Raw genomic sequence first — 14,579 nt, forward strand, 5'->3', positions numbered from 1 at the left:
CCGCCAGGCGATCCACGATGTTCGGCCGACCCCGCGTCGGCGACGAACTGTACCTGCGCCCGGCGCCCACCCCACGGCGGTTCGTCACGCTGTGCCGCCCGCCGGCGAGGAGGAGGTGGCCTACGGCCGGGAGGTCGGCCTGGTGTGGGGCGAGCCGAACGGCGGATCCGGCAACCCCGCCGTGGAACGGCACGCGCAGACCACCATCCGCGCCACCATCTCCCGCCGCCCCTTCGCCGGAGGCAAGCGCTGACCGTTCGTCGCGTCCGACGGGCCACCGGGTGCGGGGCATCAGCCCGGTGGTCCGGGCTCCCACACCGTCCGGCCGGTCCCGTCGCGCCCCTAAGCGCGCCCGCCCGCCCCGCCAAGGACGGCTGAGCCTGCGACCGGGTCAGGACCCCGGCGGCGCGGTCCGCAGGGCCCGCACCACCGCCCAGACGACAGAGATGAACGGCACGGCCACGACGGCGCCGATCACCCCCGCGACGATGCTGCCCGCGATGACGGAGACAGCGACGACCAGGGGGTGCAGGCGCACCGCCCAGCTCATCACCAGGGGATGCAGCACATGACCCTCGAGCTGCCCGATGACGACGATGAGCACGAGGACGGCCACGGCCGTGAGCGGCCCGCGCCCGGCCAGCGCGACCACGGTGGCCACACTCAGTGCCACCGGTGAGCCGATCAGCGGGATGAAGGCGGCGAAGAACTCCAGAAGGGTGAGCGGCAGCGCGAGCGGCACCCGCAGCACCAGCAGGGCGATGCCGACGAGTACGGCGTTGGTGGCGGCCACGATGATGATGCCGCGGGTGTACCCGGCGAACGTCCGCCAGGCGGCGTGCCCCGCCCGGTCCCACGCGGTCCTGGCCCCGGCGGGCAGCAGCTCGCGGCTCGTCCAGGCCCACAGCCGTTCGCCGGAGCTGATGAAGAAGACGGAGGCGAAGAGCGCGAGCGCGCCTCCGGTGATCAGCTCGACGAGGGTGCCGAACCCACTCAGCGCCCTACTGGCCAGGTTGGAGCGGTGAGCCTGGATGTAGTTGACGATCTGCTGCTGGAGATGCGAGAGGGCGCCCGGGCCGAGCCGGAAGGGCGGGCGCTGGAGCCAGACCTCGATGCGATGGATGCCGCCGCGGAACTCGTCGGCCAGCGTCGCCGACTCCTGGGCGACCGCGTCGCCCACCAGGGCCAGCAGCCCGAAGAACACGCAGATGCTGCCGACCAGGCTCACGGCCACGGACAGGGGGCGGGGTAGCCAACGGCTCAGCAGATCGGTGAACGGGCGCAGCACCGAGGTGATGACCAGACCCAGGAACAGGGCTACGGCGATCAGCTGGAAGCGGCCCAGAACGATGAAGACGCCGTAGACGACGATGCCGAGCACGATGAGGCGCCAGGCATAGGCGCCGGCGATGCGCAGGCCGGGGACGACGACCGCGCTGACGGAGGCGGAGGCCCGCGGATCGCGGGCGCGCTTCGGGATCCACACCGCGCGGGCGGACCGGGTGCCCGGCGCCGCGCCACGCCCCCGGCGCGCCCGGCCCCGCCCGGCCGTCGGCCCGCCCGCACCCGCCACCGCACCTCCCGTTGCCAGCCTTCGTCACCTCGGGTGCACATGAGGGCACCTCTAGTGCACGTTAGGGGCAATTCGGGCGGGGGGCGGGGTGCGCTGCGCCAAGTGGGTCAGTGTGCCGCCGTGGTGGTCACGGCCGTACGGGCGGCTCGTTCGACGAGTTTCACGCCGTCCGGCATGGACGCGTTGCCGTTGGAGAGGACCGCGACGAGGTAGTGGTGACCGCCGGCCGTGACGCGTCCGACGCTGTTGATGTCCCACAGGTCGGTGGTGGTGCGCATCAGCCAGCCGTTCTTCAGCGCCCACCCGGAGTCGGCGGCGGCCGAGACGCCCCAGGACTGGCCGGCGGCGATCTCGGTCATCAGGGTGCCGATACGGCTTCGGGACGCGGTGTCGAGCGGTGTGGGGCCGGAGCCGAAGATCGCGCGCAGCAGCCGTATCTGATCGCCCGCCGTGGTCCGGGTGAGCCCCCAGCGCCCACCGGAGCCGGCCGTGGTGGCGGTCAGTCCCAGCCGCTTGTTGGCCGACTCAAGGCCGGAGGCCCCGCCGATGGCCCGCCACAGGGCGCTGGCCGCGTCGTTGTCGCTGTCGCGGATCATCACCTCCGCGAGGGCGCTCTCCCGCGCGGTGAGGGCGCGCCGGTGGTCCCGGGCGTGGAGCAGCAGCGAGGCGAGGATGTCGACCTTGACGATGCTCGCCGTGTCGTACGGCGTGTCGTCACCGTAGACCGCGGGTTCCCGGCCGGTGCCGTCCAGGTCGAGGACGGCGGCGGTCACGTGCGCCTCGGCCGGTGCCCGCACGGCCGTACGGAAGTCTCCGGAGCCGGAGACGGAACCGGCCGCCAGGGCCGCCGGCGCGGCGCCGGCGAGCAGGGTCACCACCGTGGCCACGACGGCGAGGGTGCGATTGAGCATGCGGGAGCCTCGGCAGTTCAGGTCGGAGGGACGCAGAACTGCGAACGTAGACAAAATGCGCGGTCGGCGACGTGACGGCCGCCACGAAACGGGCAGTTCCGGGCAAATTGTGAGCAGAGCAACAAGGCCGCAGGCGAGGCGGGCAATCCGGGAGACGGAACACGGATTCCGTAGGCCTCATCCGGACCTTTCCGGGGGAAGAATGTGACCACAGTGACGGACGGACCCCTGGGAGGTGCCATGAGCACATCGGCGGAACCGCGGGTGAGCGGTCTGGAGGTCCGGTCCATCGACTATGTGCCACTGGACGAGCGGCACGGCAAGCTGTGGCACCTGGGTCCGCTGTGGTTCATGTCGAACGCGCAGATCGCCACCCTGGCCGTGGGGCTGATCAGCATCACGGAGGGCGGCAATCTGATCTGGTCGCTGCTGGCGATCGTCGCGGGCACCGTGATCGGCACGTTCTTCATGGCCTTCCACTCGGCGCAGGGGCCGCAGCTGGGGCTGCCGCAGATGATCCAGTCGCGCCCCCAGTTCGGCTATGTCGGGGCGCTGCTGGTGTGGCTGTTCGCGTATGTGCAGTACGCGGGCTTCAACGTGTTCAACACCAGCCTGGCCGGTGAGGCCCTGAACACCACGATCCACGGCGGCGTGAAGCTGTGGGTGATCGTGGTCACCGCCGTCGCGTTCGCCATCGCACTGGTGGGCTACGACATCATCCACAAGGCCGAGCGGTTCCTGACCTACACCTTCCTCGTCATCTTCGGGATCTTCACCGTCGGTGTCCTGGTCACCCTGCACTACCCCCCGGGCTCCTTCGACCTCGGCGCCTTCAAGTGGACGCCGTTCCTCGCCCAGTTCGGCGTGGTCGCCGGATACCAGATCAGCTGGGCCATCTACGTCTCGGACTACTCGCGCTATCTGCCGCCGGACGTGACGGTCCGCAAGACGTTCTACTGGACCTACTTCGGGTCGGCGCTCGGCGGCATCTGGCTGATGGTGCTCGGGACGCTGCTGGCCGCCTGGGCCGGCGACAGCTTCGACACGATCCCCTCGATCAACGCCGCCGGCGACAAGGTCTTCAACGGCTTCGGCGCGATCGTGCTGCTGTTCGCCGCACTGGGCCTGATCTCCGTCACCGCGCTGAACATGTACGGCGGTTCACTGACGCTGATCAGCGCCATCGACTCGTTCAAGCGGGTGCGGCCGACGCTGGGCGTGCGTCTGATCACCATCGGTGTGACCGCGATGCTCTCCCTGGTCGGCGCGCTGGCGGCGACCTCGAACTTCCTGACGAACTTCAACAACTTCCTGCTGCTGGTGCTCTATCTGTTCATCCCGTGGACCTCGGTGAACCTGATGGACTACTACGTGGTGCGCCGCGGCCACTACGCGATCGCCGAGATCTTCAAACCCAACGGCATCTACGGCCGTTGGGGCTGGCGCGGGATCATCTCCTACCTGGTCGGCTTCGCCGTGATGATCCCGTTCTTCTCCGTCGGCACGCTCTATGTCGGTCCCGCCGCCAAGGCCCTCGACGGCGCGGACATCTCGTTGTTCGTCGGGCTGCCGGTCTCGGCGCTGCTGTACTGGTGGCTGACCCGCTCGGTCGACGTCGAGGCGGAGACCCGCATCGCCGAGGCGGAGGCCGCGGCACTGGAGCAGGCCGCGCACGAGCACCGGGAACCCGAGGTCTAGGCGTTCACAGGCGGCTGCGCTCCGATCCCGGCGCTGTCTTCCGGGCGCTGCTCGCGCAGGCCCAGCACGATCCGGCGTTCGCCGGGGAGTTCCGGTCACGTTGCCTGGATCCGCAGCGCCGGCGCGACCGCGCCCTGCTGGAACGGGCCGTGGCGGCGGGCCGGTTGCCCGCCGGGCTCGGCCTGGACACCGAGACGGACCAGTTGGTGGGCCCGCTGTACTACCGCGTACTGGTGTCGGCCGGGCCGGTCGGTGAGGAGTTCACCGACGCCCTTGCCGACGCGTTCCTGCTGCGGCACGACGGGCCGGTGCCGGTCCCATGAGTCACCGGCGCGCTCAGTACGCGGAGTTGACGTTGTCGATCGAGCCGTAGCGGTGGGCGGCGTAGTTGGCGGCCGCGGTGATGTTGGCCACCGGGTCGGTGACGCTCTTCGCGGTGCCGTTGACGTGGTACGCGTTGAAGGTGGGGTCGATCACCTGGAGCAGCCCCTTGGAAGGGGTGCCCTTCTGGGCGTTGACGTCCCAGTTGTTCTGGGCGCTCGGGTTGCCGCCGGACTCGCGCATGATGTTGCGCTTGAGGCCGTCGTAGCTGCCCGGAATGCCCTTGGACTTCATGATCTGCAGGGACTGCTTGATCCAGCCGTCGAGGTTGTTCGAGTAGCCGGACTTCTGCCCGGAGGTGGCGCGGCTGTCGTTGCTGGAGGCCGTGACCGCGGTGGAGGCGTGCACCTGCGTCGCTTCGGCGGCCTGCGCGGTCGTCGGCATCAGCGTGAGGGCGGCGGCTGCGGCACCGGTGGTGGCGAGGCCGGTGAGGCCGAGGGCGCGCAGTCGGGCGATGCGGGTGCGAGTGGCCATGGTCATATAAACGAATCTCTCCGGTGGGGACGGCGTCGGCGCCGGCCGCTGTGTGCGGCGGCGTGGGGCGGAGCCCCGTACAACCGGCGGGAGTGGGCGGACCCGGCGGTGATCCGCTCGGTCCGTCACCGTCTCCCGGCGACGACAGCCATGGTTAGCGGTGGCCGGAGCGGGACGCAATGATGTGACGTACTACCTGACATCGTATAAACCACCGAATTGCCCCTTTTCAGGCGGCTTGCCTGGCGTTCAGGGCGTTCCGGGTCTACGACGCCCGATAGGATGTGATCTGGCTCCTATGGGTGGTGTCACGCTTTCCGGGCCCTTCGAGGGCTGTCGCCGACCCCAGACGGACGTCGCCGCACAGCTCACGTACAGCCCGCCGGGAGAGCATCGTGGGCATGTCTGACACCCCCACACTCGCGGCGGGCGCGATCCGTGTGCTGATCGTCGACGACGAACCCGAGCTGACCGAGTTGCTCTCGGTGGCCGTCACCGCGGCAGGCTGGCGGCCTTTCGTGGCGCAGGACGGGTACGGCGCGCTGAGCACCGCCCGCCGGTACAGCCCGCACGCCGTCGTGCTGGACGGCATGCTGCCCGACCTGGACGGGATCCAGGTGCTGCGTCGGCTGCGGTACGAGAACGCCGGGCTGCCCGTGCTCATGCTGACCGCCCGGGACGCGGTGGAGTACCGGCTCGACGGGCTGTCCTCCGGCGCCGACGACTATCTGACCAAGCCCTTCTCCCTGGAGGAGGTGATGCTCCGGCTGCGCGTGCTGCTGCGCCGCTCCGGGGCCGGCGAGGCCGCCGAGGAGGAAGGGGTACGGATCCTCGGCGACCTGCTGCTCGGCGAGAAGACCCGCGAGGTGCGCCGGGGCGGCACGCCGATCTCGCTCACCGCGAAGGAGTTCGACCTGCTGCGGTTCCTGATGAGCCACCCCCGCCAGGTACTCAGCAAGACGCAGATCCTCAACCACGTGTGGAACAGCTCGTTCGACGGCGGCGGGAATCTGGTCGAGGTCTATGTCTACGGCCTGCGAGCGAAGATCGACAAGGAGCGCCGGCCGATGATCCATACCGTGCGGGGCGCCGGATACGTCCTCAGACCTGCGGACGACGAGGCATGACGGCGGTCCGCCGCGCCCTGGCTCATCTCCGCGGGCGCTCGCTGCGGGCCCGTATGGTCCTCGTCCACGCCATCACCCTGGCCGCCGTCTGTGCGGCAATGGCCCTGTGCGGCAATGGCCCTCGCCACCGTGCTCGTCCAGCGCTACTACCTGATCCGGGACCTGGACCAGCGGGTGAGCGACGCCGCCGAGCACAGCCAGGGCGGGCGGGAACACGGGCCGCCCGGCGCGAACCTCGGCTTCCTCAACGAACGGGGCCAGCACACCGGCACCCTGGCCGCCCTCGTCGACGGGGGCCGGATCACCACGGCCGAGGTGGTGACCGACGACCGACCGCACACCCTCACCCCCGCTCAGCGCGCCGCCCTGAGCGGCCTTCCGGCGGACGGGACCCTGCACACCCGGACCCTCCCCGGCCTGGGCGCCTACCGGCTGACCGCCGTCGGCGAGGGCGGCACCACCATGCTGGCAGGGCTGCCCGTGGGAGACGTGCAGCACATGATCGACTCCCTGGTCGTGGTCGAGGCCGGTATCGCCGGCATCGGGCTGGTGCTGGCGGGATCCGTGTCCGCCGTGGCGATCCGCCGTCAGCTGCGGCCGCTGCGGCGGGTCGCCACCACCGCCGTCGAGGTCTCGCACGCGCCGCTCGACCGGGGCGAGGTCAGCGGGCTCACCCGGGTGCCCACGGCGGACACCGATCCGCGCACCGAGGTCGGCCAGGTCGGCGCCGCCCTCAACCGGCTGATCGACCACGTGGAGTGGTCCCTCTCCGAACGGCAGCGCACCGAGGAGCACATGCGCCGCTTCCTCGCCGACGCCAGCCACGAGCTGCGCACCCCGCTCGCCTCGATCGCCGGATACGCCGAGCTGATGCTGATGGGCGTGGACACCGGGAGGATCGAACCGGAGCTGGCCTGGCGCCGTGTCTCCGACCAGTCGGCGCGGATGACGGGACTGGTCGAGGATCTCCTGCTGCTCGCCCGCCTCGAGGAGGGCAGGCCGCTGGAGGCGGCCGAGGTGAACCTGGCGACCCTGGTCGGGGACGCGGTCTGGGACGCACGGGCGGCCGGGTCCGACCACCACTGGCAGCTGGTGCTGCGCCTGGACGCGCCCGCCACGGTGACCGGCGACCCGTCCCGGCTGCACCAGGTGGTGGCCAACCTGCTGGCCAACGCCCGGGTCCACACCCCCGCCGGGACGCGCATCACGGTGACGGTGGAGTCGGCGGACGGGCACTGCGCGATCCGGGTGCACGACGACGGGCCTGGCATACCCGCCGCTCTGCTGCCGACGGTCTTCGAACGCTTCACCCGGGGCGACGCCTCCCGCTCCCGCGCCCCCGGCGCCGAGGGCGGTGCGGGGCTGGGGCTGGCGATCGCGGCGGCGATCACCCAGGCGCACGGCGGCCGGGTCGAGGTGGACGGCGCGCCCGGCGGCACCGAGTTCACCGTCACGCTGCCGCTCGCCGGCAGCGCCGCCCTGATTCCCCTGAAGGTTTCCTGATCCTCAGCATCCTCATTTGACTTCCTCCCCCGCCTAATGGCGGGGGATTCCAGCGGTCGCCCGCTGGGGTTCCTGCTTCACCGACGACTGCCCCGTCCGGGAGGACTCCCGTTGAGGTCTTACACCGTCTCCGCAGGCAGACGCCGCCAGCCCGGCGGCGAGAATGTTGCGTGCCGCGTTCACATCGCGGTCATGCACAGCGCCGCAGTGACACGTCCACTCGCGGACGTTCAGCGGCATCTTCGCCGCGACCGTGCCGCAGGCCCCGCACAGCTTGCTGCTGGGGAACCATCGGTCGATCACGACGAGTTCGCGCCCGTACCAGGCGCACTTGTACTCCAGCATCGACCGGAGTTCCGTCCACGAAGCATCGGAGATGGCGCGCGCGAGCTTGCCGTTCTTCAGCAGGTTGCGGACGGTGAGGTCCTCGATCACGACCGTTTGGTTCTCACGGACAAGTCGAGTCGACAGCTTGTGCAGGAAGTCGCGGCGCCGGTCGGCGATCCGCGCGTGGACTCGGGCGACCTTCACGCCGGCCCTGGCCCGGTTGTTGGAGCCCTTGGCCTTGCGGGACAGCTCCCGCTGAGCGCGGGCGAGACGGGCGCGGTCCCGGCGCTCGTGCCGGGGGTTGGCGATCTTCTCCCCGGTGGACAGTGTCACCAGGGAGGTGATCCCGGCATCCAGGCCGATCGTCGCGTCGGTGGCGGGCGCGGGGACGATGGTGTCTTCGACGAGCATCGAGACGAACCAGCGTCCGGCGCTGTCGCGGGACACAGTCACAGTCGTCGGCTCTGCTCCTTCAGGGAGCGGACGCGACCAGCGGATGTCCAGCGGCTCCGCCATCTTGGCCAGAGTCAGCTGCCCGTCGCGCCACTTGAAGGCGCTGCGGGTGTACTCGGCCGACGCGCGGGATTTCTTCCTGCTCTTGTACCGGGGATACTTCGCGCGCTTGGCGAAGAAGTTCCCGAACGCCGTCTGAAGATGGCGCAACGCCTGCTGGAGCGGGACGCAGGACACCTCCGTCAGGAAGGCCAGCTCCTCGGTCTTCTTCCACTCCGTCAGCGCGGCCGACGACTGCACGTAGGAGAGCCGGCGCTGCTCGCCGTACCAGGCCCGCGTGCGGTCCTCCAGCGCCTTGTTGTACACGAGGCGGACGCAGCCGAACGTGCGCGACAGCTCGGCCGCCTGCTCGTCCGTGGGGTAAAAGCGGTACTTGAACGCCCGCTTGACCTGCTGCGTCACGCCTCACACCGTATCAGATTCCGTGTGAGTAGCGGGTGTCGGCCGGTGGACGGTGGACGCCGGTCCGCCCTGGCGGCGAACCGGCTTTCCCTGCCCTGCTCGGCAGGAGCTTCGTTTCCTCCCCCGGCTGAAGCCGGGGGTATCCACGAAGGAGAACCCCGATGACCCCAGGTCACCGCCGCTCTCCGGGCCCTTGCGGTCAACTCGCTTCAGCGCAGCCTCAGTTGGCCGCACCAGGCTGGTCGCCCGGTGGCCGTCCACGAAGGGCGCGCCCATGACGAAGGGAGCCGCATGTCCGAGATCGACACCGGCGAAGGCGCGACGCGGATGCCGGAAGCCTCGGAGCGTCCCGAGGCGAGTCGTCGTAACTTCATGCGCAAGGTGTTCTTCGCGTCCGGGGCGACGGCCCTGGTGACCATGGGCAGCGCCGGGGCCTGGACGGCGCTCGCCGACGACAGCACGGGTACGGCCGACGCCTCGGCCAGCCCCTCCCCCAGCGCTCCACCGAGCGGTGGCCCGGGCGGTGGCGGCGCCGGTGGTCCGGGCAACGAGTCGCTGACCGAGGAGTTCTTCGGTCTGACGACTGACGGCAAGCGGATCGACGACCTGTTCACGATCCACTCGACCAAGGTCGACACGGCCCCGGTGATCTCCGCCGCGAACGCCTTCCTGGCCGGACTGACCGACACCCAGAAGTCCGCGACGCGGTTCACCATCCACTCCACCGAATGGCGGTTGTGGAGCAACGTCGACTCCTACACCCGGCAGGGCGTCTCGCTCGCCGATCTCAGCGCCACGCAGAAGGACCTGGGCACGGCCCTGCTGAAGGCCGCGCTCAGCGCCGACGGCCTGGAGACCACGGAGAAGATCCGGAAGATCAACCAGGCGGCCGGCGAGGCGATCGGCAACACGAAGTCCTTCAACGAGGACGCCTACTACTGGACGCTCATGGGCACCCCGTCCGCCACCGAGCCCTGGGGCTTCCAGTTCGACGGCCACCATCTGGTCATCAACTACTTCGTGCTGGGCGACCAGGTCGTCATGAGCCCCTGCTTCTGGGGTTCGGAGCCGACCACCATGGAGATCGACGGCGAGACGGTCACCGTCTGCCACGAGGAGGTGCTCGCGAGTCTCGCCTTCGTCAACTCCCTCACCGCCGAACAGCAGTCGGTCGCGATCGCCTCGGCCACCAAGACCAACGAGTCGATGAAGGCGGGCGCCTTCTCCGACAACGCGGTCCAGGCCTACGAGGGCATCCGCGGCAAGGCCCTCACCCGCGTACAGAAGCAGAAGCTCCTGGGTGTCGTCGAGGCGTTCACCGGGCGGGCCAGGGCCGACGCGGCCAGGGTGCGGCTGGCCGAGGTGCGGTCCCGTCTCGACGACACGTATGTGACCTGGGCCGGTGGCACGGGTGCCGACGACGCGTTCTACGTGCGGGTGCACAGCCCGGTGGTCTGGGTCGAGGTCGACTGCCAGGGCCCCGGTCCGCTCGCCGGGGCGTACGGCGCGAGCCAGGGCAGCGGCCCGACCCAGATGCATGTGCACTCGGTGATCCGTACGCCCAACGGCAACGACTACGGCAAGGAGCTGATCCGCCGGCACTACCTGACGTCACCCCACCACCGGTAGTCCCTCCCCCAGGGGCTTCCACCGCAGGTGAACGCTCTCCCCCGCCGAGTCCGCCCGCAGCAGGGACAGGCGGGGGCGTACCGCGTCGGTGCGTGCGGCAGGCGGCTTGCGGCGGCCGGCCCCGAACTGCACGGGCCATTCGGCGGCCGGTCCCCTGTAGTCCTGGTCGGCGGCCGCGTGCAGGGTCCAGTGCGGGTCGTACAGATGGGTGCGTCCTACGGCGCACAGGTCGGCGCGGCCCGCCAGCAGGATCGAGTTCACGTCGTCGTAGGAGGCGATGGCGCCGACCGCGATCACGGCCGCGCCGGTCTCCGCGGCCACCTCGTGGCGGATCCGGTCGGCGAAGGGGGTCTGGTACGAGCGGCCGTAGGCGGGGCGCTCGTCCTTGGTGACCTGGCCGGTGGAGACGTCGATGGCGTCCGCGCCGTGCGCGACGAAGGCGCGGGCGATCTCCACGGCGTCGTGTTCGGTGTTGCCGTCGGGGGCCCAGTCGGTGGCGGAGATCCGCACGGTCATCGGCCGCTCGGCGGGCCAGACGGACCGGACCGCGTCGAAGACCTCCAGGGGGTAGCGCAGCCGGTTCTCCAGCGGGCCGCCGTACTCGTCGGTGCGGTGGTTGGCGAGGGGGGAGAGGAAGGAGGAGAGCAGGTAGCCGTGGGCGCAGTGGAGTTCGAGGAGGTCGAAGCCGGCCTCGGCGCCACGGCGGGCCGCCTCGACGAACTCCGCGGTGATGGCGTCGAGTTCGGTGCGGGTGAGTTCACGCGGGACGGGCGATCCGGGGCCGTACGGCAGTCCGGACGGGCCCACGACCTCCCAGTTGCCGTCAGGGAGGGGCTCGTCCATGCCCTCCCACATCAGACGGGTCGAGCCCTTGCGGCCGGAGTGGCCGAGCTGAAGGCCGATACGGGCGGTGCTGCGTTCGTGGACGAAGGAGACGATCCGCTGCCAGGAGTCGCGCTGTTCGTCGTTCCACAGCCCGGTGCAGCCGGGGGTGATACGGCCCTCGGGCGAGACGCAGACCATCTCCGTCATCACCAGCCCCGCCCCGCCCATCGCCTTCGAACCCAGATGGACCAGGTGGAAGTCACCGGGCACGCCGTCGACGGCGGAGTACATGTCCATCGGGGAGACGACCACCCGGTTCTTCAGCTCCAGCCGCCCGATGCGGAAGGGCTGGAACATCGCGGGTGCCCGGGTGCTCAATCCCTGCGCCGCGGCGAAGGCTGCGTCGACACGGTCGGCGAACTCCTCGTCGCGGGTGCGCAGGTTGTCGTAGGTGATACGGCGTGAACGGGTCAGGAGGTTGAAGCAGAACTGGGTGGGTTCCTGGCCGGCGTACATGCCGATGTTCTCGAACCACTCCAGCGAGGCCTGCGCGGCCCGCTGGGTGGACTCCACGACGGGCCGCCGCTCGCTCTCGTAGGCGGTCAACGCGCTTTCGGTGTCGGGGTGTTCGTGGAGACAGGCGGCCAGGGCTAGGGCGTCCTCCATTGCCAGCTTGGTGCCGGAGCCGATGGAGAAGTGGGCGGTGTGGGCGGCGTCGCCGATGAGGACGAGGTTGCCGTGGTGCCAGTGCTCGTTGCGGACGGTGGTGAAGTTCAGCCACTTGGAGTTGTTGGCGAACACCTGGTTCCCGCCGAGTTCCTCGGCGAACAGCTCCCGGATCCGGGCCACGGCCTGCTCGTCGGAGACACCGGGCGCGAACACGGTGTGCTCCGTGACGTCGAAGCCGGCCCGGCGCCAGACGTCCTCGTGCATCTCGACGATGAAGGTCGAGCCGGTGTCGGAGTAGGGGTAGCCGTGGACCTGCACAACCCCCCACTCCGTCTCCTTGACGAAGAACTGGAAGGCCTCGAAGACCCGGTCCGTGCCCAGCCACATGTACTTGCTGCGCCGCCGGTCCAGGGACGGGCCGAATGCGTCCGTGTAGGCCGCGCGGACGCCCGAGTTGACGCCGTCCGCGCCGACGACGAGGTCGTGCGAGGCGCGCAGTTCGGTCACCTCGGGTGCCGGGGTCGAGAAGTGCAGGGTGACGCCCAGTTCCCGGCAGCGCTCCTGGAGGAGGTGCAGCAGTTCCTTGCGGCTCATCGCGGCGAAGCCCTGGCCGCCGACGGTGTGGCTCTCGCCCCGGTAGTGGATGTCGATGTCCGTCCAGCGGGCGAAGCGGCGGGACATGGCCTCGGCGAAGACGGTGTCGGCGTTCTCGATGCCGCCGAGTGTCTCGTCGGAGAACACCACGCCGAAGCCGAAGGTGTCGTCGGGGGCGTTGCGTTCCCACACGGTGATCTCGTGGGCGGGGTCCAGCTGCTTCAGCAGCACCGCGAGGTAGAGCCCTCCCGGGCCACCGCCGATGATCGCGATCTTCAAGGGAGTTCCTCTCACCGCTCAGCGGCCTGTTCGGCTTCGATGATCTTGCGGAGCGCGAACCGCTGTAGTTTCCCGCTGGTGTTGCGCGGCAGGACGTCGTGGAAGCGGACGTCACGCGGGTACTTGTAGGGCGCCAGGACCTGCTTCACGTGGTCCTGGATCTCCTTGGCCTTCGCCGGGTCCCCGGTGACACCCTCGCGCAGGACGACGAAGGCGCAGACGACCGAGCCGCGCTCCGGGTCGGGGCGGGCCACTACGGCGGACTCGACGACGTCCGGGTGGGTGTCGATGGCGGCTTCCACCTCGGGGCCGCCGATGTTGTACCCGGAGGAGACGATCATGTTGTCGCTGCGGGCGTGGTAGTGGAAGTAGCCGTCCTCGTCGCGGTGGAAGATGTCACCGGTGACGTTCCAGCCGCCCACGACGTAGTCCTGCTGGCGCTTGTCGTCGAGGTAGCGGCAGCCGACCGGGCCGATGACGCCGAGCCGCCCCGGCTCCCCCGGGCCGAGTTCCGCGCCGTCGAGATCCAGGATCGTGGCGCGGTAGCCGGGCACGGGACGTCCGGTGGCGCCGGGCCGGATGTCGTCGCCGGTTGCGGAGATGAAGATGTGCAGCAGTTCGGTCGCGCCGATGCCGTCGATGACCTTCAGTCCGATACGGTCCCGCAGTTCCTGCCAGGTGGAGAGCGGTATGTGCTCGCCGGCCGACACCCCGACCCGGACGCTGCTCAGTTGGCGTTCCTTGCCGTCGCGCACGATCGCCTTGTAGGCGGTGGGCGCGGTCGCGAGGACGGTGACCCCGTGTTTCTCGACGAGGTCGGCGAGCTGGGCCGGTGTCGCCGTCTCGGTCAGCAGGGCGCAGGCGCCGGCCCGCAGCGGGAAGACGACCAGCATGCCGAGGCCGAAGGTGAAGGCGAACGGCGCGGTGCAGGCCACCAGGTCGTCCTCGCGCAGCCCCAACAGGTGGCGGCCGAAGGTGTTGTCGATGGACAGGATGTCCCGGTGGAAATGCATCGTGATCTTGGGGACGCCGGTGCTTCCCGAGGTGGGGCCGAGGAGTGCCACGTCGTCGGCGGCCGTCTCCACGTCCCTGAACTCACCGGACTTGGCGGCGCACCGGGTCACCAGGTCGTCGGGGCCGGGCCCGCCGTACTCGACCAGCCGCACGCCGGGCAGGACGGTGCGGACCTCGTCGGTGAAGCGGTGGTCCACCAGGGCGACGGCGGGCTTCGTGCGTTCGGCGATCGGGGTGATCTCGCGGGCGCGCAGTGCGGCCATGGTGGTGACCACGACCCCGCCCGCTTTGAGGACGCCGAGCCAGCAGGCCACCGTCCAGGGGGTGTTGGGCGCGCGCAGCAGGACGCGTCGGCCCGGTACCAGGCCCAGGTCCTCGGTGAGGACCTGGGCGACCTGGTTGGCGCGGGTGCGCAGTTCGCCGTACGTCCACAGCTCCCCGGCCGGGGTGCGCAGGGCGGGTCGGTCGGGGCCGTGGCGTTCGACGGCCGCGTCGATGAGCTCGGTGGCCGCGTTGAGGCGGGCCGGGTAGCTCAGTTCGGGTGTGGTGAACTCGATCGTGGGCCACAGTTCGGCGGGCGGGAGATGGTCCCGGGCGAAGGTGTCCAGGTGCGAGGAGGGTGAGAGCGGAACAGCCAACGTGGGGTTCCTTCCGGGAGCT

Annotated in this window: 12 protein-coding genes; 6 read left to right on the forward strand and 6 right to left on the reverse strand. The window is 70.2% G+C overall.

Going from position 1 to position 14,579, the window contains the following annotated elements; all coding sequences use genetic code 11:
• Window positions 1-91 precede the first annotated feature (91 nt).
• Window positions 92-253 carry a hypothetical protein gene (locus ABTY98_RS35455; RefSeq protein WP_352225221.1) on the forward strand — a complete coding sequence of 54 codons (162 nt, stop codon included), beginning with the start codon at window positions 92-94 and terminating at the stop codon, window positions 251-253.
• 138 nt (window positions 254-391) lie between these two features.
• Here the strand turns inward: ABTY98_RS35455 and ABTY98_RS35460 are convergent, their stop codons facing one another.
• Window positions 392-1,573 carry an AI-2E family transporter gene (locus ABTY98_RS35460; protein ID WP_352225222.1) on the reverse strand — a complete coding sequence of 394 codons (1,182 nt, stop codon included), beginning with the start codon at window positions 1,571-1,573 and terminating at the stop codon, window positions 392-394.
• Between the two features lie 107 nt (window positions 1,574-1,680).
• Window positions 1,681-2,484 (reverse strand): serine hydrolase, encoded by an 804-nt coding sequence (locus ABTY98_RS35465; RefSeq protein WP_352225223.1) that lies wholly within the window; start codon window positions 2,482-2,484, stop codon window positions 1,681-1,683.
• 240 nt (window positions 2,485-2,724) lie between these two features.
• Here ABTY98_RS35465 and ABTY98_RS35470 point away from each other — a divergent pair, with 240 nt between their 5' ends.
• The gene (locus ABTY98_RS35470) at window positions 2,725-4,182 is read left to right on the forward strand and encodes a purine-cytosine permease family protein (protein ID WP_352225224.1); all 1,458 of its coding nucleotides are present in this window, start codon (window positions 2,725-2,727) and stop codon (window positions 4,180-4,182) included.
• Complete coding sequence (locus ABTY98_RS35475) at window positions 4,077-4,505, forward strand: TetR-like C-terminal domain-containing protein (RefSeq protein WP_352225225.1); 429 nt, start codon at window positions 4,077-4,079, stop codon at window positions 4,503-4,505. The genes ABTY98_RS35470 and ABTY98_RS35475 overlap by 106 nt, the downstream gene beginning before the upstream one ends.
• A gap of 13 nt (window positions 4,506-4,518) precedes the next feature.
• Here the strand turns inward: ABTY98_RS35475 and ABTY98_RS35480 are convergent, their stop codons facing one another.
• The gene (locus ABTY98_RS35480) at window positions 4,519-5,043 is read right to left on the reverse strand and encodes a transglycosylase SLT domain-containing protein (RefSeq protein WP_352225226.1); all 525 of its coding nucleotides are present in this window, start codon (window positions 5,041-5,043) and stop codon (window positions 4,519-4,521) included.
• Window positions 5,044-5,438: 395 nt separating this feature from the next.
• On the opposite strand from ABTY98_RS35480, the gene ABTY98_RS35485 reads away from it, so the two are divergent.
• Both ABTY98_RS35485 and ABTY98_RS35490 read left to right on the forward strand, forming a co-directional pair.
• Window positions 5,439-6,164, forward strand: coding sequence for a response regulator transcription factor (locus ABTY98_RS35485; RefSeq protein ID WP_352225227.1), 726 nt, complete (start codon window positions 5,439-5,441; stop codon window positions 6,162-6,164).
• Window positions 6,165-6,278: 114 nt separating this feature from the next.
• Entirely contained in the window at window positions 6,279-7,667 is a 1,389-nt protein-coding gene (locus ABTY98_RS35490) for a sensor histidine kinase (RefSeq protein ID WP_352225228.1), read from the forward strand.
• 33 nt (window positions 7,668-7,700) lie between these two features.
• Here ABTY98_RS35490 and ABTY98_RS35495 read toward each other — a convergent pair whose 3' ends face one another.
• A complete protein-coding gene (locus ABTY98_RS35495) occupies window positions 7,701-8,909 on the reverse strand; it encodes an RNA-guided endonuclease InsQ/TnpB family protein (protein WP_352225229.1) in 1,209 nt (402 codons plus the stop codon).
• 291 nt (window positions 8,910-9,200) lie between these two features.
• On the opposite strand from ABTY98_RS35495, the gene ABTY98_RS35500 reads away from it, so the two are divergent.
• Window positions 9,201-10,538 (forward strand): DUF3500 domain-containing protein, encoded by a 1,338-nt coding sequence (locus ABTY98_RS35500; RefSeq protein WP_352225230.1) that lies wholly within the window; start codon window positions 9,201-9,203, stop codon window positions 10,536-10,538.
• Here the strand turns inward: ABTY98_RS35500 and ABTY98_RS35505 are convergent.
• Window positions 10,521-12,905 carry a bifunctional salicylyl-CoA 5-hydroxylase/oxidoreductase gene (locus ABTY98_RS35505; protein ID WP_352225231.1) on the reverse strand — a complete coding sequence of 795 codons (2,385 nt, stop codon included), beginning with the start codon at window positions 12,903-12,905 and terminating at the stop codon, window positions 10,521-10,523. The genes ABTY98_RS35500 and ABTY98_RS35505 overlap by 18 nt on opposite strands.
• A gap of 11 nt (window positions 12,906-12,916) precedes the next feature.
• Window positions 12,917-14,557, reverse strand: a complete 1,641-nt coding sequence (locus ABTY98_RS35510) for an AMP-binding protein (protein ID WP_352225232.1) — start codon at window positions 14,555-14,557, stop codon at window positions 12,917-12,919.
• Window positions 14,558-14,579: the final 22 nt, after the last annotated feature.

Source organism: Streptomyces sp. NPDC096040 (assembly GCF_040303265.1).
In the GTDB taxonomy this organism is placed as follows: domain Bacteria; phylum Actinomycetota; class Actinomycetes; order Streptomycetales; family Streptomycetaceae; genus Streptomyces.